Raw genomic sequence first — 23,940 nt, 5'->3', positions numbered from 1 at the left:
GTTTGTTCGACCCGGGCGATAGACCGGGGGCGTTGGGCCGGGCTGACGACGGCCCGGCCAGCATTTGACAAAAGAGTGAACACCAAACGCATCGGGCGTTTCGAGGGCTTCCGTTACAGTTGCAGGGCGCTCAAAAGCCCCCTTTCGCAAGGATCGCGGCCAACACCATCAGGCTCAGGCGCCCGGCGGTGAACACTGCGCCGCCCCATGCGGGGCGCCTGCGGGCCGCAGACAAGCAAAATGTCACCCCGAAAAGCGCCGCGCAAACCAGCGGCCCTGCACCCGTGGTGGCCAGCAACGCCACGCCCCCCACCGCCAGCGCAATCGCCACCAACGTCGCGCGCGGCAAGCCAAATGCCCGCTCCGCAGCGCTGTCCCCACCTTCATCGGCGCGGCGCAGCAAGTCCATGGTCATCAGCCCGCCAAGATGCAGCAGCGCGAATCCCGCGACAATCAACCCCGCCACCACCGTCGCGGCGGCTGAACCCACGGAAGGCGCACGGTCAGGCGCACGGTCAGGCATGGCCCACAGCAGCGCCACCAGGACCAAGGCGCCGGCCGCCATTTCCCACAGCCCCGGCAAGGTGCGCAGCGCACCAAGCCTTGGCACATCACTGGACAGATGCGTCACGGGAATACCCAAGCCATCGACGCGGGCGCGCAGATCGGTCCTGTGCGTGACCGTTACCGCCCCCGCCGCCCCGGGCCAGACCTTCAGATCCGCCGTGGAATCGCCCGCATAGACATAGCCGCCCGCGCCGTAGGTTTCGCGCAGGAACGCAGCCTTGGCCGAGCCTTTGAGGTTAAGGCCGGGCTGGCTGCCATGTACTGCATCAAAGAGGCCCAGATGCCCCGCCACCGCATCGGCCAGCCCCTGATCGGCGGCGGTGACAAGGGCAGTGTGCTGCCCCGACGCCCGGGCGCCCGCAATCAGGTCCAGCACTGGCCGGTTATAAGGAAGCCGCGTCACATCCACCGGCCCCAATGCCGCCAGCCGCCGCTTCAGCCCGGGGCGCCCGCCGCGCATCAAGGCCGCGACCGCCCGAAGCGGTGCGCGTGGTTCGCGGGCAAAGGCGCGCCAGAAGCTTTCAAACAACACATCACTGCGGATCAGCGTGCCATCGAGATCGACAGCCAGCGTGGCTGGGCCGGAAGCCGCATCTGCCGCTGCGCCATCATCCGAAAGGTCAGCATCAGAGGTTTGGGCCTGGGCGATGCCGGTATCAGGAATGCCCGCGTCTGTAATGTCAGCGGCAACGTCGTGATGGACGGGCCCGCCGACAGCGGTGGGCGGGGGGACAGGCGGGCGCATCTGGGCCTCCGGCTATTGCATCTGGAAAGTGGGCGTTCTGTGTCGGGGGCAGGCGTCGGTTCAGATCAGGTTTGGTCAACTGCGGCGATCACCCGCAGCAGCGCACGGAAAACAGCCAACCGCCAGCCCCGCGCCCGCACGAATGCAGCATTACCATCAGCTTAACCTCAAATCGACACAAGTTGGCCACTTTTCTGGTAGATTGCCGAGACATGTCGATACAAAGCGAAATTCCGGGGCGCAAGATGATCCATTCCTCAAGCGTTGCATTCCCCCCACAGACGCGCGCGCAAGACGCCGCGCGGCTGTTGGCGCTGGACGGGTTGCGCGGCGTGGCGGCAGTGATCGTCGTGGTGTTTCACTACATGGCCATGCTGCACCCACAAATGGTGCCGCGCTATGGCGCAGCGCCCCACTGGCTGGCCGATACGCCGCTGGCGATCTTCTGGAACGGCGAATTCGCGGTTCTGGTGTTCTTCGTGCTTTCGGGTTTCGTCATGGCTGCGGCGGCAGAGCGGCGGGCAGACCACCTGCTGTCCAATACCGTCACGCGGTATTTCCGGCTGGCAATCCCGGTCACGGCCAGCGTGCTTCTGGCGCTGTTCTGGCTGACGCTGATCCCCACCGCTGCGCGCGATCTGGCGGCGGCGATGCCTGCGCCCTCGGCATGGCTAAGCTACAGCGTGCAGGGCGATCTGCCCTCGGTCTGGGCGGGGCTATATGACGGGGTGGCGGGAAGCTTCATCGCAGGTGCCTCGCCGATCAACAACGTCTTGTGGACCATGCAGGTCGAGCTTGTGGGTTCGGTCGCATTGTTCGTCGTCTACTGGATAGGCCGCCACCACACGGCGCTACGCTTTGCGGCATTGGCCGGGTTTGCGGCGCTGGGGCTGTTTTTGATCCGCGACGCCTATCTGTGCTTCGTCACCGGCGCGCTGCTCTATGAGGCGCAAAAACGCGGGCTGCTGCAGCGCCTGCCCGGCTGGGTGGGCCTGCTGGCGCTGGTCGCAGGGATCATGCTTGGCGCCCCGGCCGAAGGGTTCATCGGCCGGATGGAACTGGCGGGCGTGCCGACACGGTTTCACCCCGGCAACACCTGGGGCCTGACCGCGGTTCTGGCGGCCACATTTCTGATGCTGGCGGCCCTGCGGCTTGCGCCCTTTGCGACCCTTTTGTCGACGCGGCTGCCGCAATGGTTCGGGCGGCTTTCCTTCGCGCTCTACCTCGTGCATGTGCCGCTGCTTTATACTTTTGTCGCATCGGCGCAGCTGAACCTGGAGATGCCGCCGGGGCTGCTTTTCGCTGTCTACATCGCCATGACCTTCGCAATATCGCAGGCTTTCACCCTGCTGGTCGATGAACCATCGCTGCGCATGGTGCAACGGATGCGCCGCTACCTGGCCGGGCGTCGCCTGCCAGGGGCCGAGCACGCCAATCAGGTGCCGGTGGTGACAAAGCCGCTGTGGCCTTGGGTTCTGGGCGGCATGGCGATGATTGCTTTGCCCGCCCTTATGAACGGCGCGCCGTTCATCTATTTCGATTCCGTTTATTACGTCTCCAGCACCGATGCGATCCGCACAGCGCTTGAGGGGCTGTTGTCCTTCGGGTCCGATACCGCAGCAACCGGTGCAGACCTTGCGGCAAGCGCACCGCAATTGGCGGGCGATGTGGCGATGCCCGCAGGACCCGCAGATGGCGCGACCGAGGTCGTCTATCGCAACCGATCCCTCTATTTCCGCATCATCGCCTCGGCCATGCAGGCGGTGGGCGGCGGCTGGCCGATGATTGCGCTTTATGGCGCGCTGACCACCTGGATGCTGGCGCTGATCTGGACCCGGGGGCTGGGCCGTCGTCTGACCGGGCGCTGGCTGGCGGGCGTCGGCGCAATCGGCCTCCTGACGCCGCTGGGCCTGTTTGCCGGGCTGGCGATGCCCGATCTGCTGGCGGGGCTTTTGATCCTTGCTGTGGCGCTGCTGGTCGCGTGCTGGCACAGCCTGACGCGGATGCAGCGCGCCATTCTCTGTACGACGGCTTTGTTTGCGATGATATCGCATGGCAGCCACCTGTTGTTGGGCGCAGCACTGGGCGCGGGACTGCTGGCAACCACGCTGCGGCGGCCCGGCGCGACGCTGGGCGCGCTGGCGGTACTGGCATCGGTGGGCGGCGCGGCCCTGCTCGACACCGCGTCAGTGCGGCTGCTGGAGCGGTCGGACGACAGAACCATCATCCACCGCCCGCATCTGACCGCGCATCTGATCGACAGCCAGGTGGGCACCCACTACTTGCGTCGCCACTGCCCCGAGTCCGGCTTTGCCGTCTGCGCCTATGCCGACCAGGCGCCAATGCACTGGATCGGCTTCCTGTTCGCCGACCACAACCTGCCGACGGGCCCCTTCCCCAACGACCCGGTGGCGATGTCCATCGCCTTGTCCGAAGAACAGACCCGTTTCGCGCTGGCGGTGTTTGCCGATGCGCCGCTGCGCACGCTTGGCTTCGCCATGGCGGCCAGCGCCGAACAACTGGTGCGATTTGCCTCGAACGGCGTCCAGATGCCACCCGCAATCTTTGAGGAACGCGCCATAACCTTCCCCGGATCGGTGCAGGCGGCCACCCGCGCCTCGGTCATCCATGGCAATCCCGGCCTGCTGGGCGCGCTGACGCTGACCACATGGATCGTGGTACTGGCCGCGCTGATCTTTGGCGGACGCGCGGCGCGGCAATTGTACCTGGACGCACAGCGCAGGCGCGATGCCCTGCCTGTCGGCCGCGCGTTGTCCACCGCTGCAAACACCATCGCCGGGCTGAACCAAGCCGCCGAGGGGCGCATCGTTCGGACCCACGGCACCGAGAGCCGCGCCGCGCAGGCCCGCAAGGTCGAGATGTTGCGGCGCGCCCACCTGCACCAGGGCTTGCTGATCGTGGCGGTGCTGCTGGCCGGGATCGTGCTGAACGCGGTAATCTGCGGCGTGCTCGCATCCCCCTACGACAGGTTTCAGGCACGGGTCATCTGGCTGCTGCCAGTAGCAATGCTGGCGCTGGTGGCGCTGGTGCACCCGCCAAAGATGCCAAACGCCGACCCCGAAGACAATTGACCCAGAATTCCTTTGAACCCCAACCCCTTGGACAGCATGAGCAAGTCTGAACACAGGACGCAGAACATGGCAAACATCGAGACAAACCCGCCCCGCGGTTTCGGCCAGCCCACGCATCGCCTTAAGGCAGGCTGGCGCGACTACCTGCGCATCGCGCGGCTGGACCATATGACCAAGCATGTGTTCATTCTGCCTGGGATCGCATTGGCGATCTTGCTGCGCGGGGTGGGCGAGACGCCGCTGTTGGCCAATCTGGTGCTGGGCTTCCTGGCGGCGGTGGCGGTAGCATCGGCCAATTATGTCATCAACGAATGGCTGGACCGTGACTTTGACGCCCACCACCCCGAGAAATCGCAGCGCGCAGCGGTCCAGACCGAACTGGACCCCGTGATCGTCTACAGTTTCTATGCCGCGCTGGTGGTCACCGGCGTCGGGCTGGCGGCGCTGGTCAATGCCACTTTCATGGTGACCGCGGCAGCCTTTGTCTGCGCGGGCGTGATCTACAACGTGCAGCCGGTCCGCAGCAAGGACCGTCCCTATGTCGATGTGCTGAGCGAATCGCTGAACAACCCGCTGCGCATGATGCTGGGCTGGGCAATGGTGGACCCCACGACCCTGCCGCCGGCATCTGTCCTCTTGTCATTCTGGTTTGGCGGCGCGTTCTTGATGAACGCCAAGCGGCTGGCCGAATTCCGCGACATCACCGCCGAAATGGGACAGGCCCGGCTTGCGCTCTACCGCCGGTCATTTGCCTATTACACCGAGGCGCGGCTGTCGGTCGCCAACCAGACCTACGCGCTGCTGTGTGCGTACTTCCTCGCGATCTTCGTGGCGAAGTACCGCATCGAATATGTGTTGCTGTTCCCCTTCATCACTTTCCTCTTCGCCGAATACTACGCCATGGCACTGCGCCCGGATTCTGCCGCGCGCCGCCCCGAAAAGCTGTTCCGCGAGACACGGCTGATGGCGGTCTCGGCCCTGATTGCGGTGTTGTTCGGTGTCACCACCTTTGTTGACATCCCCGTGCTGGACCTGCTGGCCGAGCAGCATTTCATCGCTCTGACGCCTCAAGGGGCGCAATAGTCAGGGGAAATGACATGCAGGCGCGCCAGTTCGGACGCTATATCGTGGCGGGTGGGCTGGCCGCCTGCGTAGATCTGGGCGGCTTCGTTGTCCTGACCAGCGCGGGCATGGCGCTGCTGCCCGCCGCAGTCCTCAGCTTCGCGCTGGCGATGCTGGTTAATTTCGCGCTGTCCTCAGCCTATGTCTTCGGCGCGAAGGCGACATGGCGGCGGCTGGCGGGATTTGCCGCCTTTGCCACCTTGGGGCTGTGCCTGAACACCGGGCTGACGCTCAGCGCGGCGACAATGCTGGGGCTGGCGCCATGGCTGGCGAAGACCTGCGGCATCGGCGGGGCCTTCGTGTTCAACTATGCCGTCAACGCGCTGGTGGTATTTCGCCGCGACGACCCTGGCCGCGATACGCGCGGCGGGTAATCAAAAATCGTTTAGACTGCATCCTGTAAGGCGCAAGAATTTTTCTGGCGCCATGGCGTTTTCATCTGATACCCTGCGTTACGGGCGCATCATCATAATTCGCTCGTATAATCGTTTATCGGGCGATGTGCGCGCCCGACCAATCTCGGGGCCGCCATGACTGCGACGCTGTTTCAATCCACCTATGCCGCGCTGCGCGCCGACATCATCTTTGGCAAGCTGCCGCCAGACATGCGGCTGCGGCTGGACGACCTGCGCGCCAGCTACGGCGCGTCAGTCCCCACCCTGCGCGAGGTCCTCAACCGCCTTGTGTCCGAACGACTGGTTGTCTTGCAGGATTCGCGCGGGTTCTCGGTCGCCTCCATCTCGGCCGGGAACCTGATCGAGATTGCAGAGCTGCGCAAACTGATCGAACTGAACGCGCTGGAACAATCCATCCGCAACGGCACGATGGAATGGGAAAGCAACGTGGTCGCGGCGCACTACCGCCTGTCGCGGGTCGAGGCGCGGATGCTGGCAGATGCCACCGGCGACCGCACCGAATGGAAACGCTATGATTTTGAGTTTCACCAAACTCTCATCATGGGGTGCCAGTCCGCGGAATTGTTGGCGTTGCACGAGACGGTTTTCGACAAATACCTGCGCTACCAGATGATCTATCTGACCTTTCGCGGCCAGGTGGCCGCCGATGAACATCGCACGCTGCTGGATGCTGCCCTTGCGCGGGATGTCGAGGGCGCGCGCGCCACGCTTATCCGCCATATCGACGGCGGGGTGACGCATGCGCTGCGGGCAAACCGGGCGCAGGAAACATCCTGAAGTTATTTAATAACAACGCACTGTCGGCAGTTGTTAAACCAATCTATTAACCATCGGCGCGGTGCGAAATCACCGACCGCACCCATTCGGCATCCAGTGCGGCCGTGCCTGAGAAATGCGCGAAGGCTTGGACGCCCTGATGGAAATACAGGTCATACCCTGACAGGAAATCCGCACCAAGGTTCTCTAGCTGCGCGCGAAAGGTCGTATCCTCGGGCGTGTAGACGGCATCGAATGCCCAGCTCGGATTGCCGCGCAGCCCATCCGGCAGCGGCGACCCCGGCCGCCCTTCCATCCCCAAGGGCGTGCAGTTCACCACGCCGTCAAAGCCGTCAAGATCCGCCAGCGCATCGGCATCAGCGGCATGCACAGGCAGGTCGAACTGCCCCCCGACCGCCCGGCTCAGTGATGCGATCCGCGCAGGATCGGTGTCATGCAACACCAGCGCGCGCGCGCCCAGTTGCGCCAGTCCGAAGACCACGGCACGCCCCACCCCGCCAGTGCCCAGCACCAGCACCCGGCCCGGCGCACGGCCCGGAAAACGTGCGCTGAACGCCGCCATGAAGCCCGTGTAATCGGTGTTGAACGCGCGCGGCCCTTGCTGCGTGAAGCACACTGTATTGGCCGATCCCATAGCCGCCACCAGCGGGTCACCGGGCGGCACTGTTGCGGCGGCGGCTTCCTTGAACGGATAGGTGACATTCACACCGTCGAAGCCAGCACCCTTGCAATGCGCGAGCATTTCATCAAAACTCAGCCCCCATTCGGCGGGCACCATCAGATCATAAGTGGCATTGCCCCCCGCCGCCAGCCCGCAGACCGTGTGCAGGAGCGGGGAGCGGCTGGCGGTGATGTTGCCGCCGATAAGGCCCAGTCGCCAGTTTTTCATGTCCTACCCCGGATATCCGAACTGACGTGGCAACCAAAGCGAGATGTCGGGCACCAGGATCAGGATCAGCAAAGCCACCAGAAGCGCGAACAAGAAGGGCACAACGTTGATTATGATGTCGCGCAGCCGGATGCCCGTCACTGCATTGATGACGAATAACAACATCCCATAGGGCGGTGTGATCAGCCCGATCATGCTGGCCACCACCGCGACCACGCCGAAGTGGATCAGGTCGATCCCCAGCGCCGCACAGGTGGGAATGAACAACGGCAGCACCACAAGGATGATCGTGGTTGCATCCAGCAGGCAGCCCAGCAGCAACACCAGCAACGTGATGGCCAGCAAGAACCACAGGGGGCTCATGTCCATCCCAGCCAAAAGCGCCTGCAACTGGTTGGGAATCCGCTCGGACGCGACGATGTAGTTGAAGATCAGCGCGCAGCCGATCACGATGCCCACCGCCGCCGCCTGCCGCGCGCTGACCACCAACTGGCGGTAGAATTCCCTCACCGACAGCGAGCGGTAGAAGAATGCGGTCAGCAGCAGCGCATAGAAGGCCGCGATCGCCGCCGCCTCGGTGGGCGTGGTCGCGCCGCCGTAAATGCCGCCCAGCAAGATCACCGGCATCAAAAGCGCCGGAAAGGCCACGCCGGTCAGGCGCGGCAACTCGCGCAGTGGCACGGGCGTATCCTCGACCACGCCGATTTTCGTGGCGCGGATGTGGTTCATGATCATCAGCATCAGCGCCATCAAGAACCCCGGCACGATCCCGGCCAGAAAGAGGTAGCCGATGGATTGGCCAGAGATCAGGGCGTACATCACCATGGGGATAGAGGGCGGGATGATCGGCCCGATGGTGGCCGAAGCCGCCGTCAGCGCCGCCGCGTATCCGCGCGGATAGCGGCCATCCTTCGTCATCATACCGATGATGATCTTGCCGATCCCCGCCGCATCGGCGACCGCCGACCCCGACATGCCTGCGAAGATCAATGAGGATACAATATTCACATGACCCAGCCCGGCGCGGAAGCGGCCCACGATGGCCACGCAGAAGTTCAGCAATTTTTCACTGATCGCGCCGGCGTTCATGATGTTTGCCGCCACGATAAACAGCGGCACCGCCAGCAAGATGTAACCGTCATATACCGACTGGATCAGTTGTTCAGCGGCAAGGCTCAGATCCGACCCCACCGCCGCCAGATATACAACGCCGCCCAGCAGCATCGCATAGCCGATGGGCGTGCCGATGGCCGCCAGCACGAAGACCGCCGCAAGGCAGGCAAGGAAGGCAATGCTCATCTCAGTCCTCTGACCGGTTTTCGGAAATGTTAGGCTTGGCAACCGTTGGTGGCGTGACAGCGAAGGGGTCGACGGCCGGGTCGTCATGTCGGTTGCGCAGCACCTGCACCAGTCCCCAGCCATACCGCACGATCAAGATGCCGCAGAACAGCAGATAGATCGAATAGATCTGGTTCAGCGGAATGCGCAGCGTGGCGCTGCGGCGGATCTTGTAGAAATCGACATAATCCCACGCGGCAGGCAGTTGCGAGGCAATGCCGATCATCACCGCCAGCGCCGACAGTCCCGCCATGATGCGCCGCGTTCGCGTGCCCACCGACAGGTACAGCACGTCGAATTTCACGTGGTCGCGGTCCGACAGGCACGCGCTGGAGCCAAACAGCACCAACCACAGCCACAGCGTCAAACAGACCTCAACGGTCCAACCAAGCGGATAGTTAAAGACGTAGCGCGCAGCGACCTGCACCAGAAACGTGGCGAAAATGGCGGCAAGCATGCTTGCCGCCACAAAGTCGGAACCGGCGCGTGCCCAGAGTGCGAGACGATGCAACACGCGCCCAGCCCCCTCAGTTTCCGGCTGCGTTCACGGCATCCACGATGCCTTCGGGCCAGTCATTGGCGAATTCCGATGCCAGATAGGCCGCCTGCACGTGGGTGCGGAATGCCTCTACATCGGGTTCATAGACGCTCAGCCCTTCGGCACGGAAGAAATCAGCAAGCTCATCCTCCAGCGCCAGTTGCCGGTTGCGCGCCACTTCAGCTGCGGCATCGGCCGCGGCCTGCGTGGCCTCTTGCTGTTCCGGTGTCATCGCGTCCCATGTGGCTTTGGAGATCGCCAGATAGTTAAGGTCCACCAGATGCGAGGTCAGGACGATTTGCTTCGTCACCTCGTAGAAGCGCGAGTCGCGCACGGTGGGCAGCGGGTTGTCCTGACCGTCGATCGCGCCGGTTTGCAGGCCGGTATAGACCTCGCCAAAGGCCATCGGCACGGGGTTTGCCCCCAGCGCGCTGCCCAGGAACAGCCATGCCTCGGTGCCCGGCATCCGCAGGGTGATGCCTGCCAGATCTTCCGGGGTCTGCACCTCTTCTTCGGTGCGCAGGTTGACGTGGCGGCGGCCGAGGTACATCACCGTCAGCAGCTTGACGCCCAGCTCATCCTCAACCTTTTGCTTGAACGGGTCCATCAGCGGGTCGTTGAACACCGCCACCTGATGTGCCGCGTCGCGGTGCAGGTAGCCTGCGGTGAACACCGAGAATTCGGGGAAGAATTCCGCGAGCTCCTGCGCCGAGGTGATGGCCATTTCCAGGTTGCCGCGTGCAATCGCGTCCAATTCCGTGGCCTGCCTGAACAGCGTGCCGTTGTAGTGCGGCTCATAGCTTGCGAATTCCGCAACGCCGGGGCCGAAGGCTTCTTCCAGCGCGACAGTCCGCTGGTCGCTTTCGGTGGCGACAGTGGACATACGCAACTGAATGCGATCTTGTGCGGTTGCTGCCGCGCCCAAAGCACAAAGCGCCGTCGCCGCAGCGCCCGCCTGCAACAGAACCCTGCGCGTGAATGAATATGACATGGAAACTCTCCCCCCATCGTGTCAGATCGAATCGCCCCTCCTCCGGGGCATGGCTAAAGGTTACAGACCATGGGCGCCCTGTCCAGCATTATCTTACAAGATGTGATTTCCGTTGCTTTTTACAACGTCAACTGGTACGCGATGAATAATCGACTATCTGCCGTATCCCCTTACCCCTGTCCCGCCCAGATCCGGGCGCTTGCTGTTGCACCAATCCTGTGAGGCACCATGAAGACTGTCTACATCCTGAACGGACCGAACCTGAACCTGCTTGGCCGTCGCCAGCCCGAAATCTACGGGCATGAGACGCTGGACGACATCCGCACCGCCTGCGCAGCACTTGGCGAAACGCTGGGCCTGACGGTAGAGCTGTTCCAGTCGAACCATGAGGGCGGCATCGTGGACATGATTCACACCGCGCGTGAAAACGCTGCGGGGATCATCATCAACCCCGGGGCCTATACCCATACTTCGGTTGCGATCCTGGATGCGCTGAACACGTTCGACGGCCCGGTGGTCGAGGTTCATATCTCCAACGTGCATAAACGGGAGAGCTTCCGACACCATTCGTATGTGTCGCTGCGCGCTGATGGCGTGATCGCGGGCCTGGGGACCGAAGGCTACCAGGCGGCGCTGCGCCGTCTGGGAACGTTGCTGGCATGAGCGCGTCCACCCAGAAAACGCCGGTCCGCATTGCCGTCGCCGGGGCCGGGCTGATCGGCCAGCGCCATATCGCCGCGATTGCCGTGGCCGAAGGGGCCACGCTGGCCGCCGTGATCGACCCCTCCGACGCCGCCGCGCCCTTCGCGCAGGCCGCCGGGGTGCCGCATCTGCGCGCGCTGGAGGATCTGCGCCCCGGCCTGGCCGACGGCGTGCTGCTGGCAACGCCCAACACCGCGCACCGGGTCGGCGCGCTTTGGTGTATTGCGCAGCGCCTGCCGGTGCTGGTGGAAAAGCCCATCGCCACCAATCTGGACGACGCACGCGCCATCGTCAGCGCGGGGCTCGATGCAGGCGTTCCGGTGTTGACCGGGCATCACCGCCGCCACAACCCGCTGATCGCCAAGGCCAAGGAAATGCTGGCCCAGGGCGTGATCGGGCAGCCGGTATCGGCGCAGGGCATGTTCTGGCTGGCCAAGCCCGACAGTTACTATGAGACCGATTGGCGGCGCCAGCCCGGCGCCGGGCCGGTCTACATGAACCTCAGCCATGATGTCGATCTGATGCGGCATTTCCTGGGCGATGTGCGCGCGGTGCAAGCCGCACAGACCAGTGCGGTCCGCGGCAATGCGGTTGAGGATGCGGCGGTGGTGCTGCTGGAATTCGAAAGCGGTGTGCTGGCCACGATGAATGTCGCCGATTGCATCCCCGCGCCCTGGAGTTGGGAGCTCAGCGCGGCCGAGAACCCCGCCTACCCCTACGCGGGCCAGTCCTGCTATACCATCGGCGGCACCAAGGGCGCGCTGGAATTGCCGTCGCTGCGGCTGTGGTCACATGAAGGCGCGCCTGACTGGTGGTCGCCGATCCGCGCCACCACCCCGCCGCGCGACCATGGTGACCCGCTGGTGCGCCAGATCGTGCAATTCGCCCGCGTGATTCTGGGCGAGGAGCCGCCGCTGGTGCCGGGGTTGGAGGGGCTGAAAACCCTCATGGTCATCGAGGCGGTGAAGACCGCCGCCGCCACCGGCACCCGCATCGAGATTCAACCCGTATAGACCTTAACATCAAGGACGCGACATGGACCTGCCCCTCAACCCCTTCAAGGCCGCGCTGCGCGCGCGCACCCCGCAAATCGGCATCTGGTGCGCCATCGGCGGCTCGGTACATGCCGAATCGCTGGCAAGCTGCGGCTTTGACTGGCTGCTGATCGACACCGAACATTCCACCGTGGACATGCCGACCGTGCAAAGCATGTTGCAGGCCGTGGCCCCCTACCCGACCCATGCCGCCGTGCGCCCGGGCTGGAATGACGCGGTAGAGCTGAAGCGCCTGCTGGATGCGGGCGCGCAGACCTTTCTGATCCCGTATGTCCAGACAGCGGCAGAGGCCGCACAGGCTGTCTCTGCCGTGCGCTACCCGCCGAATGGCACGCGCGGCGTCGCTGGCATCACGCGCGCCAGCCGCTTTGGCCTGATCCCGGACTATACCAGCCGCGCCGACGCGGAAATCTGCCTGCTGGTGCAGGTGGAAACCGCGCAAGCGCTGACCAATATCGAAGAGATCGCGGCAGTGCCCGGCGTTGACGGCATCTTCATTGGCCCCGCTGATCTGGCAGCCTCGATGGGGTATCCGGGCAACCCCGACCACCCGGATGTGCAAGACGCGGTGCTGGACGGTATCCGCCGGATCACCGCCGCGGGCCTGCCAGCGGGCCTTCTGTCGTTGAACCCAGACCTTCTGGAACGTGCGGCGGCGGCGGGCAGCGTGTTCACCGCCGTCGATGTGGATCAGGCAATCTTGCTGCGCGGCGCCCGTGCGCTGGCGCAAAAATGGAAGGCCGGGGCATAAGGCACACGCAACGCAAGCAGAAGGCATAAGGGGCGCCGCCAGCCATAGGCCTGTGCGCGCGCCCCGCATTCCCCATGATCCAGATCTTCGCCCTGACCCTGCCGATCTACCTTATCATCGCGACCGGCTATGTTGCGGTGAAGACCGGCTATGTGACGGCGGATGACGTGCGCGCGCTGGGACGCATCGCCATGCGGATCTGCATGCCGGTGACGATCTTCGTCAATATCTCGGGCACGCCCCTGTCCCAGACCTTTCGCTGGGATTTTCTGGGCGGCTACCTCGTTGCCTCGCTGCTCGTGTTCGGCGCGGGGCTGGCACTGGCGCGCCATGTGCTGAACCAGCCGCGCGGGGTGCAGGTGCTGATGGGGCTGGGCATGTCGTCCTCCAACAGCGCCTTCATGGGCTACCCCATCGCGGCGATGGTCATGGGCGATGTTGCCTTGCAGGCCTTCACCATGGCGCTGCTGGTCGAAAACGTGGTGATGATGCCGCTGGCCATGCTGATCGCCGACCGGGCGGGCGGGCGCGGCCTGTGGGCGGTGCTGATCCGCCCCATGCTGACCAACCCGCTGATCATCGCGGTGGTGGCGGGCGGCGCGGTTGCCACCATGGGCGGGATGCCGCAGGGGCCGGTGGCGCAGACGCTGAACATGCTGGCGGTAATCGCGGCGCCTGTGGCCCTGTTGGCGGTCGGCGGCACGGTGGCCGCACTGTCCTTCGCGCCGGTGCGCATGCCCATCGCGCTGGTGGTCGCGGGCAAACTGGTCTTGCATCCGTTGGCGGTGCTGGGCATCCTATCACTACTGGGTAGTGTGCCCGACGCGCTGTTGCTGTCAGGCGTCATCCTCGCCGCGGTGCCGATGATGTCGATCTACGGCCTGTTCGGGCAGCGCTGGGGGCATGAGGCGCTTGCCGCCACCGCGCTGATCCTGGCAACGGTAGCGTCTTTTGCGACTGTCTCGGCCCTGCTCTGGCTGATCTTTCCGGGGTAACATCAAGCTGCCCCGTCTCACTCGAACCTCTTTAACCCAAAGGCCCCGCCATGCAGACGACCTTGAAGACCTCCATCGCGACCGTCTCGATCTCAGGCACCCTGGCCGAGAAGCTGGAGGCCATCGCCGGCGCGGGTTTCGACGGGATCGAGATTTTCGAGCAAGATTTCGTCGCCTCTGACCTGTCACCGCGTCAGGTGGGAGCGATGGTACGCGACCACGGGCTGAAGATCGACCTGTTCCAGCCCTTCCGCGATTTCGAGGCCCTGCCAGAGCCCTATCGCGCCCGCGCCTTCGCCCGCGCCGCGCGCAAGTTCGACTTGATGAACGAGCTTGGCACCGACCTGATCCTGGTGTGTTCCAGCGTCCACCCCGCAGCACTGGGCGGCATTGACCGCATGGCCGGGGACTTTGCCGAACTGGGCGATCTGGCCGCCGCCCACGGCGTGCGCGTCGGCTTCGAGGCGCTGGCCTGGGGCCGCTACATCAACGACCACCGCGACGCCTGGGAGGTGGTCCGCCGCGCAGATCACGACCGGGTGGGTCTGGTCCTCGACAGTTTCCACACGTTGGGACGCGGGCTGTCGCCCGAAAGCATCCGCGCCATTCCCGGCGACCGCATCTTCTATGTGCAACTGGCCGATGCGCCCGCAATCCCGATGGATCTGCTGTATTGGTCGCGCCATTTCCGCAACATGCCCGGCGAGGGCGATCTGGATGTCGCAGGCTTCATGCGCGCCGTCACCGCGACCGGCTACAGCGGCCCGCTGAGCCTGGAGATCTTCAACGACCAATTCCGCGCCGGGCTGCCGCGCCTGATCGCGCAAGATGGCTACCGCAGTCTGATCGACCTGATGGACCGCGTGCGCCGGGCAGAACCCGCGTTGCCCACCGCCCTGCCCGCCTTTGCCCCACCCGCCCCGGTGGACGGCGTGGCCTTCGTGGAATTCGCCACGGCACAGGCCGAGGCCCCGGCGCTGGAAGGCTTCTTGCGCGCGGCGGGCTTCCGGCCGACAGCGCAGCACCGCTCGAAGTCGGTGACACGCTGGCAACAGGGCACGGTGAACCTGCTGGTCAATACCGAAACCCAGGGCTTTGCGCAGACCAGCTACCTGACGCATGGCACCACCGTGTCCGAGATCGCACTTTCGGTCCCGGATGCCCGCGCAACGCAGGCCCGGGCAGCGGCACTGGGCATTCCCGCCCATGCAGATGCTATTGCGGCGCAAGAGCTGCAAATCCCCGCCATTCGCGGCGTCGGTGGCAGCGTGCTGCGGCTGTTGGACAACAGCCCCGATCTGTCGCGCATCTGGCAGGTGGATTTCGCCGAAGCGCTTGATCTCACGGCACCATCCGACCCAGCATCCGGCCCGGATGGCGCGGCTGCGCGCCCGGTCGCTCAAACGATAGCGCCCGCCACAGGCACCGTGGCTACTGGCACCGTGGCGACTGGCACCGTGGCGACTGGCGCGGTCGATCCTGCAACCGACGCCATGAACACGCCCTTCCCGCCCGGCGCAGGGCTAATCCATATCGACCATATCGCCCAGACCATGGCGCATGATGAGATGCTCAGTTGGTCGCTGTTCTACCATGCCCTGTTTGACGCCACGCGCGCGCCCATGGTCGATGTGGCCGATCCCGACGGGCTGGTACGGTCGCAGGCTGTGCAGGCGGGGGCGCTGCGCGTCACCCTCAACGGGGCCGAAGCACGGCGCACCCTGGCGGGCCGGTTCATCGAGGATACCTTCGGCTCCTCCGTCCAGCATATCGCCTTTTCGACCGATGACATCTTCGCTACCGCCCGGGCACTGGCAGCAGGCGGCTTTCCGGTGTTGCAGATCGGCGAGAACTATTATGCGGATGTTGAGGCACGCTTCGGCCTCGATGCAGAGCTGACGGCGCGCATGCGGGCGTGCAACGTACTTTATGATGAGGATGCGGGCGGGCAGTTCTTCCAGCTCTATTCCACCACCCGGCCCGACGGGCTGTTCTTCGAGGTGGTGCAGCGGTGCGGGGCCTATCAAGGCTACGGCGCGCCGAACGCCCCGTTCCGAATTGCCGCCCAGAAACGCGCCCTGCGCCCCGCAGACATGCCCCGGCGTTAGGGGGGCATGGGAGGGGGGCGCCACCCTGCCCGTCAGGTCTGGCGCAGCGTGGCAACGCGTCGCCGCCCCTGCGCGAAGCTATCCGCACTATCACAACCCCATCCGCGCGAGGCCCGACCCACAGGGGCCAATCCAACTGGACCAAGGCAGATCCCATCCGCCCGGCAGGCCTGCCGCTTAAGCGACCCGCTGCCCTTGCGCCCAGGTGCCGCGCACCACGGCGGCGCCGCTCACAACACCAAAGCGGATCACATCGGCGCGCAGCCCCAACGCGATGGCGCCACGGTCGTCCAGCCCGGTCGCACGCGCGGGGGCCTGGGTGACCGTGCGCATGCCGTAAGCCATGTCACCAGCCTGTTCGCCCAAAGCCACCGCCGCCATCAGCAACGCCGCCGGGATGTAATCCGACGACATGATGTCCAGCACCCCCGCCGCCGCCAGTTCGGACGCCGCCACATTGCCCGAATGCGACCCGCCCCGGATCAGGTTCGGCGCGCCCATCATCACCGCTATCCCCGCCGCATGGCAGGCGCGCGCGGCCTCCAGCGTTGTGGGAAACTCGGCGATCCGCACGCCATGTGCGTGCGAGGTCGCCACATGCGCGGCAGTCGTATCGTCATGGCTGGCCAGGATCGCGCCCAGCCGCGCCGCACCCGTCACCGCTGCCGCAGTATGCGCCGCGCGCACCCGGTCGCCCAGCCCCTGCCGCCGCGCGATATGGGCGTCGAATTCCGCATCGCTCATCTGATGCTTGCCCTTCATGTAGGTGCGCAGCTGCGTCAGATCGGAAAACTGCCGCTGCCCCGGTGTATGGTCCATCAGGCTGACGATGCCGATGCGTTCCTCGGCGGTGAAGGCGTCGATCTCCTCGGGCAGGGTCTCGGAACAGATCTCGGCGCGAAGGTGCAGGAAATGGCTGATGCGCAGCGCACCCTTGGCGCGCATCTGCAAAATCTCGGACGCCATCTTGCGGGCATAGGCGTTGTAGCGCGGCTTGCCGGCCGACACCATCACCTCGGACCCGATGCGCAGCGCGTCGAACACCGTGGTGATCCCCACGCCCGCCAGTTCGGCATCATGGGCAATGATCGCATTGGCATGCGGCCAGTCGACGCCGGGGCGCGGTGTCATGTGGCGTTCCAGATTGTCCGTATGCAGTTCCACCAGCCCCGGCGCGACGTAATCGCCATGACAGTCGATGGCGCCTGCGTGGCGGGTGGGGCCGGGCTCAATCGCGGCGATCTTGCCCGCCCGCAGCACGAGGCTGCCCTCCACAATCTCGGTCGGCAAGATGATGCGGGCGTTGCCCAGGATCGTGTCAGTCATGCAGTTTTCTTTCTTGTCGCTTCTGGATTTCGGACGGTTGCGTTCAGGTCGGATCGGACGGACAACTTTAGCGATACGGTCGGCGGGTCATTCGAGGAGCAGCAGCGCTGGAAAATGTCATCGCCCTGTGACAGACCCACGGCATACAAGGAACATAAATACACCACAGGAACAAAGCCGATGCCCATGGAATTTCAGCGTTATGCGATCTATTACACCCCGCCCGCAGGGTCCGAACTGGCAACACGGGGCGCACAATGGCTGGGATGGGATGTGGATGCGGGCTGCGCGGCAGATCAGCCCACCATCGGCGGCCTGCCCCGCCCGCTGGCCGAGATCACCGAGACCCCGCGCAAATACGGGATGCACGGCACGCTGAAGCCGCCTTTCCGGCTGGCGCATGGACAGAGCTACGACACGTTCCTGACAGCCGCGACCGACATCGCCGCCGCCATGGCGCCGGTGAACCTCGGGATGCTGCGGGTGCGGGCGCTGGGTCCCTTCCTGGCGCTGATCCCCGAGGTGCAGACCCCCGCGCTGGAAACCGTTGCCGCGCGCGTGGTCACCGCGCTGGACATGTTCCGAGCACCGCTGAACGCGGCCGAGATGGCGCGCCGGCGCGCCACGCCCCTGACCCCGCAGCAAGACATGTTGCTGCGCCAATGGGGCTACCCCTATGTGCTGGATGAATTCCGCTTTCACGTCACCTGCACGGGCAAACTGTCGGATGCCGAGGTCGTACCCATCCGCGCCGCCGTGCAAGACTGGATGGCGCCCGCGACCGGCACACCGCAGATGATGACCGATCTTTCGGTTTTTGGCGAGGATACGGACGGCGCTTTCCATCTGATTACCCGGCTGCCGCTGGGGCGTTGAGGGCTTCCAGAAACCGCGCGACACCTAAAGCGGGGGTGGTGTCATTCACCACTTCACGCGCCCCGGGCGGCGGGGGCAGCAAGGCGCGGCGCAGACGGGCCTCGATATCGCGGGGGCGTTCGCGGCCGCGCGCAGCCAGCCGTTCCGCCAGCACGCCGGCGGGCGCGGTGATCACGATGACCTCCACCCGGGGATAGATCGCGCGGATGCCCGGCAATGCCGAACGCGAGCCGTTGAACAGCACCAGCCGCCCCGCCGCCAGGTCGACGTCGATGCTGCACGGAATGCCGTAGCACAGCCCATGCGCGCGCCAATGAAACGCAAAAAGACCCAGCGCCAGCCGGGTCTCGAATTCAGCCGCCGTCACGCCCTCAAAGTCCTCGCCCCCCGCACTGGACGGGCGGGTGATGACGCGGCGCGCCAGCACCAGATCGGGGCGCGCGGCCAGCACACCGGCCAGAATGGTATCCTTGCCCGCACCCGAAGGGCCGACCACCGCAACCAGGCGCCCATTGGCGCGCGGCGCGGTCGGTGCGAACCGCGACTGCGGGAGGGCGCTGCCGCTCCCAACGTCCGAGGCTGGCCCCGGCCCCCCCCCGTTGGCCGATGTCCCGGTGTTGCCACTGACGCTGGACTCAGGCGCAACGGGGGAGGATGCGGATGCCCTGCGCTGCGCTGCGCCTGCGCCAAGCCCATCCGCGCCCCGTCCATTTGCCGCGCGCCATCGAGGATCTGTCATGCGGGCACCTGGGCCGCAGGCGCCGCCGCGTTCGGGGCAAAGCCGCGCACATCCACATTGCGGTCGCAGACCACATTGCGCGCCGCCTCATCGTGGAAAATGCCCAGGATAGCCGCGCCGCGCGCCTTGGCCTCCAGGATCAGGTGCAGCACCGTGTCGCGGTTCGCGCCGTCCAGACTGGCCGTCGGCTCATCCAGCAGGAGCACAGGCACCGGATGGATGAAGCCGCGCGCAATGTTCACGCGCTGTTGCTCGCCACCCGAAAAGGTGGTGGGCGACAGGTCCCACAGCGTCGGTGGAATGTTCACGCGGGCCAGAAGCTCGCGTGCCCGGGCCCGCGCTTCGTCAGCCGCGACCCCCACGGCCAGCAGGGGTTCGGCCACCACATCCAGCGTCGGCACGCGGGGCACCACGCGCAGGAACTGGCTGACATAGCCCATCTGACGTCGGCGCAGATCCAGCACGGTGCGCGCCTCGGCGCCCGCCAGCTCTACCCCCGCGACCTGAACAGACCCCGCATCAATGCGGTAATTGCCCCAGATCATGCGCATCAGCGTGGATTTCCCCGCCCCCGACGCGCCGGTCAGCGCCACACATTCACCCGGCCTGACATGCAGATCCGCGCCTTGCATGACGGGGATACGCGCGCCACCCTGATTGTGCAGCGTGAAGGCCTTGGCCACATCCTTGACGACGATCATCTTGTGCCCCTTCCATTGAATTGCCTGCCGCGCGGCTGTCCGCAGCCTTCAGTGACCCCAAGAGGTGACAGGGGTATGACATTCTCCTTTTCGGCCCCGCACAACCCAAAGGTGTGCGATGCTGAAAACACCGCGCCGCGCCCAAAGTACCAGTTTGCGCCCAGCCACGTCATACCTGCAACACCGAACTGACCAGAAGTTGCGTATAGGGATGCTGCGGATCGTCCAGCACCTGATCGGTCAACCCGGCCTCGACCACATGGCCGCCCTTCATCACCATCAGCCGGTGCGCCAGCAGCCGCACCACCGCCAGGTCATGCGTCACCACCACGGCCGACAGGCCAAGGTCGCGCACAAGGCCACGCATCAGGTCCAGAAGCCGCGCCTGCACCGAAACATCAAGGCCGCCCGTCGGTTCGTCCATGAACACCAGCCGTGGCCCGGTGACCAGATTGCGCGCGATCTGCAAGCGTTGCTGCATCCCGCCCGAGAAGGTGCGCGGGCGGTCATCCACCCGGCCCGTATCAATCTCGACCCGGCCCAGCCAGTCGGTTGCCGCCGCGCGGATATCGCCATAGTGCCGCGCGCCGACCGCCATCAGGCGTTCGCCCACATTGCCACCCGCGCTGACGCCCATGCGCAGCCCGTCGCGCGGGTTCTGGTGCACGAAAGCCCAGTCGGTGCGGCCCAGCATCCGGCGTTCGGGTTCGGACATGGTGACGGTGTCGCGCAGAGCACCTTCACGGGTATCGAACATGACCCGCCCTGAATCGGGCGCGATATGGCCCGCAAGGCAGGACAGCAGCGTTGATTTGCCCGACCCGCTTTCGCCGACGATGCCCATGACCTCGCCGGGCCACAGCTCAAAGGACACATCCGCGCAGCCGATGTGCCCGCCGTAGAATTTCGTCAGCCGGTCCACCTGCAACAGCGGGCGGATGGTGGGGGCATCCGGGGTTTCAACCTCGGCATTCCGGGCCTGAATTTGCACAGCATTGTTCATTTCATCATCTCCGGCACAGGGGCGTCGGCATCGGCATCGGCATCGGCGTCTGCGCCTGGCGCGTCAGGCGACAGCGCGCCGCGATGCCCAGCCTGCACACGCGTGGCGCAATAATCGGTGTCTGAACACACGAACATCCGCCCGCCGACATCATCGGTGATCACCTCATCCAGATAGCTTTCGCCTGATCCGCAAAGGTCGCACAGGTGATCCGCCTTTGACGCTGTGAAAGGATAATCCTCAAAATCCAGACTGACCACATCCGTATAGGGCGGCAGCGCATAGATCCGCTGTTCACGCCCCGCGCCAAAGAGTTGAAGCGCGCTGGACTGGTGCAGTTTGGGGTTGTCAAAGCGCGGAATGGGCGAGGGGTCCATGACATAGCGCCCCTCGACCCGGACCGGATAGGCATAGGCGCGCGCGATCTCGCCATGGCGGGCAATATCCTCATAGAGCCGCACATGCATCAGGCCGTAATCGGCCAACGCATGCATGCGCCGGGTCTCAACCTCGCGCGGTTCCAGAAACCGCAGGGGTTCGGGGATCGGCACCTGATAGACCAGGATCTGCCCGTCGGTCAGCGGGACCTCCGGTATGCGATGGCGGGTCTGGATCACCGTGGCCTCGGCGGTGGCTTCGGTCACCGCGACACCGGCGGTGCGCTGGAAGAACTTGCGGATCGACACGGCGTTGGTGGTATCATCCGCGCCCTGATCGATGACTTTCAGCACGTCGCCGGGCATCAGGCAGGCCGCCGTGACCTGAACCCCGCCGGTGCCCCAACCATAGGGCATCGGCATCTCGCGCGACGCAAAGGGAACCTGATAGCCGGGGATCGCGACCGCTTTCAGCAGCGCGCGGCGGATCATGCGCTTGGTCTGTTCGTCCAGATAGGCAAAGTTATAATCGTTCATTGCGCGGCCTCCGAGGTGGTGTTGCGGGCACTCAGCGGGGCTTCGAGATCGTCCAACGGCCCTGCCCCGCGCACATTTGTTTGGGACTGCAGCGCCGGGTCGCCAGCAGGATTGGCAGCAGGACTGGCAGCAGGATTGGCGGCTGACTCCGCCTCGGCGCGCAACCGACGCACCAGCTCCAGCTCCGCCTGAAAATCGACGTAATGCGGCAGCTTGATATGCTCCAGAAACCCGCTGGCCTGAATGTTGTCGCAATGCGAGAGCACGAATTCGGCGTCCTGCGCAGGTGCGCCGCTGTCATCCTCGCCCAGTTCCTGCCAGCGCAACGCCCGGTCTACCAAAGCCATGGAGATCGCCTTGCGTTCCGACTGGCCAAACACCAGCCCGTAACCCCGGGTAAACTGCGGCGGCTGGGTTTTAGAGCCCTGAAACTGGTTCACCGTCTCGCATTCCGTCAGCTCGACCGACCCGATCTCGATGCTGAAGCCCAGTTCGGGAATGTCCATTTCGACCGCGACCTGCCCGATGCGCAATTCGCCGACAAAGGCATGATTGCGCCCATAGCCGCGCTGGGTGGAATACGCGAGGCCCAGCACGAACCCCTCATCCCCGCGCGCCAGGGCCTGCAGCCGCAACGCACGATCAGCAGGCAATTCCAGCGGTTCGCGGGTCAGATCGGGGGGCGTGGCATCGGACGGCACCTCGGGCTGGATCAGCCCGTCGTGGTTGAGGAAGGATGTAATATGCGGCGTGGCCTCTGCGCGCGGTGGGGCGGTGGGCGCAGGGGCCACATCGCCTTCAGCCAACAACGCGAAATCCAACAGGCGGTGGGTATAGTCGAACGTCGGGCCCAGCACCTGCCCGCCGGGCGCATCCTTGAACGTGGCGCTGATGCGCCGGTCGCAGGCCATGGCGCCGGTATCCACCGGGCGCGCCGCGCCGAAACGCGGCAGTGTGGTACGGTAGGCGCGGATCAGGAAAACCGCCTCGACCATATCACCGCGCGCCTGTTTGAGCGCCAGCGCCGCCAGATCAGGATCATAGAGCGAGCCTTCGGCCATCACCCGGTTGACTGCCAGCGCCATCTGCTCGCGGATCTGATCGGTGGACAGTTCAGGCACAGCACGGTCGCCGCGCCGCGCTTCGGCCAGCCAGGCGTGCGCGTTGTCAATCGCCCGCTCGCCGCCTTTGACAGCAACATACATTACCGATCCCCCAGTTGCGTGGTACGCGGCAGGGCGGCACATTCCGCCCCGGCGGTGAAGATGAAATCAAGGCCCAGCGGGAACAGGCGCGCATTGGCGCGCAACGCATCCCTACCGGGCAAGTTCAAATGTGCGGTGTCGCGGATGCCCGGGCCGGTCAGCGTGAGACCGCTGGACGAAAGCGCGGGCATCTCGACGATCAGCGTGGCGGAACGGTCGGGATATTCGGGCGTGCCGGTGGCATACCCTTCCAGCGGCGAAACCGCGTCCCATGTGCCGAGCACGAAGGCCGCATCTGCCCGGCCCACCAGCGGCGCGCCGGTGTGGAAGGTCAGCCAGTCCCGCAGGCCCGGCGTGTCATGCGCGCCAGCGAGGTGCAGCGGCGTCGTGGCATCGAGCAGTGTCAGCAACACCACGCCGGCCGCGACAGACGCAGGTGCGGGGGGCTGCGCGCCCGCCAGCCTTACAATCGTGCCGGGGCGCGACATGGCATCCAGCACGGCGCGAAACGCGGCTGCGCCATCCTGCGCGGGCGCGGTGAAGCCCCCGCCCAAAGTATCAGCGTGGGTCTGCATCAGTTCTCTCCCCGCACGAGTGTAAAGAAATCCACCTTGGTGGCGGCGGCCTTGGCGGCGCGGCCTGTCCGCGCGGCAGCCTCGGCCTGGGCCAGCGGGTCCAGCACCAGCGCGCGCACCCGTTCCGCCGCATCGGTCTGCATCAGGGCATCGACCAGTGCCGCCCGGGTGCTGTGCGCCGTAGAGCGACCCTGCACATAGGCATGACCCACCGTGCCGCAGGCCAGCCGCAGACTGGCGCGGGTCACCGTGATCTCACCAAGGTTGAACGGCGCGCCAGTGCCACCCGCTCGGCCCCGCACCATCACCGTACCCACGCCGGGTGCACGCAGCCAGCTATAGCCCGGGTCCAGTCCCAACGCCGCCCAGGCCTGTTCCAGCGCCACCTGCGGGGCGCGGGCCAGCAGGCCCATCCATGTCTTGCGCGCGTCAATTCCGTTCATTCTCAACACCTTGCAAAGTTGTCTAGCTGCCTATACAACTATACAAATACCCCGAGTACCCCCGCAACCGCA

24 protein-coding genes are annotated in these 23,940 nt (G+C 65.3%); 11 read left to right on the top strand and 13 right to left on the bottom strand.

Going from position 1 to position 23,940, the window contains the following annotated elements:
• Nucleotides 1-130: 130 nt before the first annotated feature.
• Nucleotides 131-1,312, bottom strand: coding sequence for a haloacid dehalogenase-like hydrolase (locus H9529_RS02230; RefSeq protein WP_092886098.1), 1,182 nt, complete (start codon nucleotides 1,310-1,312; stop codon nucleotides 131-133).
• A gap of 212 nt (nucleotides 1,313-1,524) precedes the next feature.
• Here H9529_RS02230 and H9529_RS02225 point away from each other — a divergent pair, with 212 nt between their 5' ends.
• The 4 genes from H9529_RS02225 (at nucleotide 1,525) to H9529_RS02210 (ending at nucleotide 6,719) form a co-directional block, all read left to right on the top strand.
• The gene (locus H9529_RS02225; RefSeq protein WP_223814268.1) at nucleotides 1,525-4,404 is read left to right on the top strand and encodes an acyltransferase family protein; all 2,880 of its coding nucleotides are present in this window, start codon (nucleotides 1,525-1,527) and stop codon (nucleotides 4,402-4,404) included.
• Between the two features lie 66 nt (nucleotides 4,405-4,470).
• Complete coding sequence (locus H9529_RS02220; protein ID WP_092886096.1) at nucleotides 4,471-5,487, top strand: UbiA family prenyltransferase; 1,017 nt, start codon at nucleotides 4,471-4,473, stop codon at nucleotides 5,485-5,487.
• Nucleotides 5,488-5,501: 14 nt separating this feature from the next.
• Nucleotides 5,502-5,900 carry a GtrA family protein gene (locus tag H9529_RS02215; RefSeq protein ID WP_092886094.1) on the top strand — a complete coding sequence of 133 codons (399 nt, stop codon included), beginning with the start codon at nucleotides 5,502-5,504 and terminating at the stop codon, nucleotides 5,898-5,900.
• A 156-nt stretch (nucleotides 5,901-6,056) separates the two neighbouring features.
• Entirely contained in the window at nucleotides 6,057-6,719 is a 663-nt protein-coding gene (locus H9529_RS02210) for a GntR family transcriptional regulator (RefSeq protein ID WP_092886092.1), read from the top strand.
• A 46-nt stretch (nucleotides 6,720-6,765) separates the two neighbouring features.
• On the opposite strand, the gene H9529_RS02205 is transcribed toward H9529_RS02210, so the two are convergent.
• The 4 genes from H9529_RS02205 to dctP form a co-directional block, all read right to left on the bottom strand.
• Nucleotides 6,766-7,608 (bottom strand): shikimate dehydrogenase family protein, encoded by an 843-nt coding sequence (locus tag H9529_RS02205; protein WP_092886091.1) that lies wholly within the window; start codon nucleotides 7,606-7,608, stop codon nucleotides 6,766-6,768.
• A gap of 3 nt (nucleotides 7,609-7,611) precedes the next feature.
• Nucleotides 7,612-8,907: a TRAP transporter large permease gene (locus tag H9529_RS02200; RefSeq protein WP_092886089.1), complete on the bottom strand. Its 1,296-nt coding sequence runs from the start codon at nucleotides 8,905-8,907 to the stop codon at nucleotides 7,612-7,614.
• A 1-nt stretch (nucleotide 8,908) separates the two neighbouring features.
• Nucleotides 8,909-9,403, bottom strand: a complete 495-nt coding sequence (locus H9529_RS02195; RefSeq protein WP_092886314.1) for a TRAP transporter small permease — start codon at nucleotides 9,401-9,403, stop codon at nucleotides 8,909-8,911.
• Nucleotides 9,404-9,473: 70 nt separating this feature from the next.
• Nucleotides 9,474-10,475, bottom strand: coding sequence for a TRAP transporter substrate-binding protein DctP (dctP, locus tag H9529_RS02190; protein WP_092886087.1), 1,002 nt, complete (start codon nucleotides 10,473-10,475; stop codon nucleotides 9,474-9,476).
• Nucleotides 10,476-10,544: 69 nt separating this feature from the next.
• Here dctP and H9529_RS20585 point away from each other — a divergent pair, with 69 nt between their 5' ends.
• The 6 genes from H9529_RS20585 (at nucleotide 10,545) to H9529_RS20580 (ending at nucleotide 16,086) form a co-directional block, all read left to right on the top strand.
• A complete protein-coding gene (locus tag H9529_RS20585; RefSeq protein WP_176846890.1) occupies nucleotides 10,545-10,697 on the top strand; it encodes a hypothetical protein in 153 nt (50 codons plus the stop codon).
• Between the two features lie 6 nt (nucleotides 10,698-10,703).
• Complete coding sequence (gene aroQ / locus H9529_RS02185) at nucleotides 10,704-11,138, top strand: type II 3-dehydroquinate dehydratase (protein WP_092886085.1); 435 nt, start codon at nucleotides 10,704-10,706, stop codon at nucleotides 11,136-11,138.
• Complete coding sequence (locus H9529_RS02180) at nucleotides 11,135-12,190, top strand: Gfo/Idh/MocA family protein (protein ID WP_092886083.1); 1,056 nt, start codon at nucleotides 11,135-11,137, stop codon at nucleotides 12,188-12,190. The genes aroQ and H9529_RS02180 overlap by 4 nt, the downstream gene beginning before the upstream one ends.
• 22 nt (nucleotides 12,191-12,212) lie before the next feature.
• Complete coding sequence (locus H9529_RS02175) at nucleotides 12,213-12,983, top strand: HpcH/HpaI aldolase family protein (protein ID WP_092886081.1); 771 nt, start codon at nucleotides 12,213-12,215, stop codon at nucleotides 12,981-12,983.
• A 74-nt stretch (nucleotides 12,984-13,057) separates the two neighbouring features.
• Complete coding sequence (locus tag H9529_RS02170; RefSeq protein ID WP_092886079.1) at nucleotides 13,058-13,978, top strand: AEC family transporter; 921 nt, start codon at nucleotides 13,058-13,060, stop codon at nucleotides 13,976-13,978.
• A 62-nt stretch (nucleotides 13,979-14,040) separates the two neighbouring features.
• Nucleotides 14,041-16,086: a bifunctional sugar phosphate isomerase/epimerase/4-hydroxyphenylpyruvate dioxygenase family protein gene (locus H9529_RS20580; RefSeq protein WP_223814345.1), complete on the top strand. Its 2,046-nt coding sequence runs from the start codon at nucleotides 14,041-14,043 to the stop codon at nucleotides 16,084-16,086.
• A 177-nt stretch (nucleotides 16,087-16,263) separates the two neighbouring features.
• Here H9529_RS20580 and H9529_RS02155 read toward each other — a convergent pair whose 3' ends face one another.
• Entirely contained in the window at nucleotides 16,264-17,412 is a 1,149-nt protein-coding gene (locus tag H9529_RS02155; RefSeq protein WP_092886077.1) for an alpha-D-ribose 1-methylphosphonate 5-triphosphate diphosphatase, read from the bottom strand.
• 180 nt (nucleotides 17,413-17,592) lie between these two features.
• Here H9529_RS02155 and H9529_RS02150 point away from each other — a divergent pair, with 180 nt between their 5' ends.
• Nucleotides 17,593-18,288: a DUF1045 domain-containing protein gene (locus tag H9529_RS02150; RefSeq protein ID WP_317889639.1), complete on the top strand. Its 696-nt coding sequence runs from the start codon at nucleotides 17,593-17,595 to the stop codon at nucleotides 18,286-18,288.
• Here the strand turns inward: H9529_RS02150 and phnN are convergent.
• The 7 genes from phnN to phnG form a co-directional block, all read right to left on the bottom strand.
• A complete protein-coding gene (gene phnN, locus H9529_RS02145; RefSeq protein WP_092886075.1) occupies nucleotides 18,263-19,027 on the bottom strand; it encodes a phosphonate metabolism protein/1,5-bisphosphokinase (PRPP-forming) PhnN in 765 nt (254 codons plus the stop codon). The genes H9529_RS02150 and phnN overlap by 26 nt on opposite strands.
• Nucleotides 19,024-19,728 (bottom strand): phosphonate C-P lyase system protein PhnL, encoded by a 705-nt coding sequence (gene phnL / locus H9529_RS02140; RefSeq protein WP_092886074.1) that lies wholly within the window; start codon nucleotides 19,726-19,728, stop codon nucleotides 19,024-19,026. The genes phnN and phnL overlap by 4 nt, the downstream gene beginning before the upstream one ends.
• A 169-nt stretch (nucleotides 19,729-19,897) precedes the next feature.
• Nucleotides 19,898-20,668, bottom strand: a complete 771-nt coding sequence (phnK, locus tag H9529_RS02135) for a phosphonate C-P lyase system protein PhnK (RefSeq protein ID WP_092886310.1) — start codon at nucleotides 20,666-20,668, stop codon at nucleotides 19,898-19,900.
• A 59-nt stretch (nucleotides 20,669-20,727) separates the two neighbouring features.
• Nucleotides 20,728-21,645 carry an alpha-D-ribose 1-methylphosphonate 5-phosphate C-P-lyase PhnJ gene (locus H9529_RS02130; RefSeq protein ID WP_092886072.1) on the bottom strand — a complete coding sequence of 306 codons (918 nt, stop codon included), beginning with the start codon at nucleotides 21,643-21,645 and terminating at the stop codon, nucleotides 20,728-20,730.
• Entirely contained in the window at nucleotides 21,642-22,850 is a 1,209-nt protein-coding gene (locus H9529_RS02125) for a carbon-phosphorus lyase complex subunit PhnI (protein WP_092886070.1), read from the bottom strand. Before H9529_RS02125 ends, H9529_RS02130 begins: the two co-directional genes overlap by 4 nt.
• On the bottom strand, nucleotides 22,850-23,425 hold the full coding sequence (phnH, locus tag H9529_RS02120; protein ID WP_092886068.1) for a phosphonate C-P lyase system protein PhnH: 576 nt from the start codon (nucleotides 23,423-23,425) through the stop codon (nucleotides 22,850-22,852). Before phnH ends, H9529_RS02125 begins: the two co-directional genes overlap by 1 nt.
• Entirely contained in the window at nucleotides 23,425-23,868 is a 444-nt protein-coding gene (gene phnG, locus H9529_RS02115; protein ID WP_092886066.1) for a phosphonate C-P lyase system protein PhnG, read from the bottom strand. Before phnG ends, phnH begins: the two co-directional genes overlap by 1 nt.
• Nucleotides 23,869-23,940: the final 72 nt, after the last annotated feature.

It is taken from the genome of Roseicitreum antarcticum, from assembly GCF_014681765.1.
GTDB lineage: Bacteria > Pseudomonadota > Alphaproteobacteria > Rhodobacterales > Rhodobacteraceae > Roseicitreum > Roseicitreum antarcticum.
This window is presented reverse-complemented; position numbering and strand designations above follow the sequence as displayed.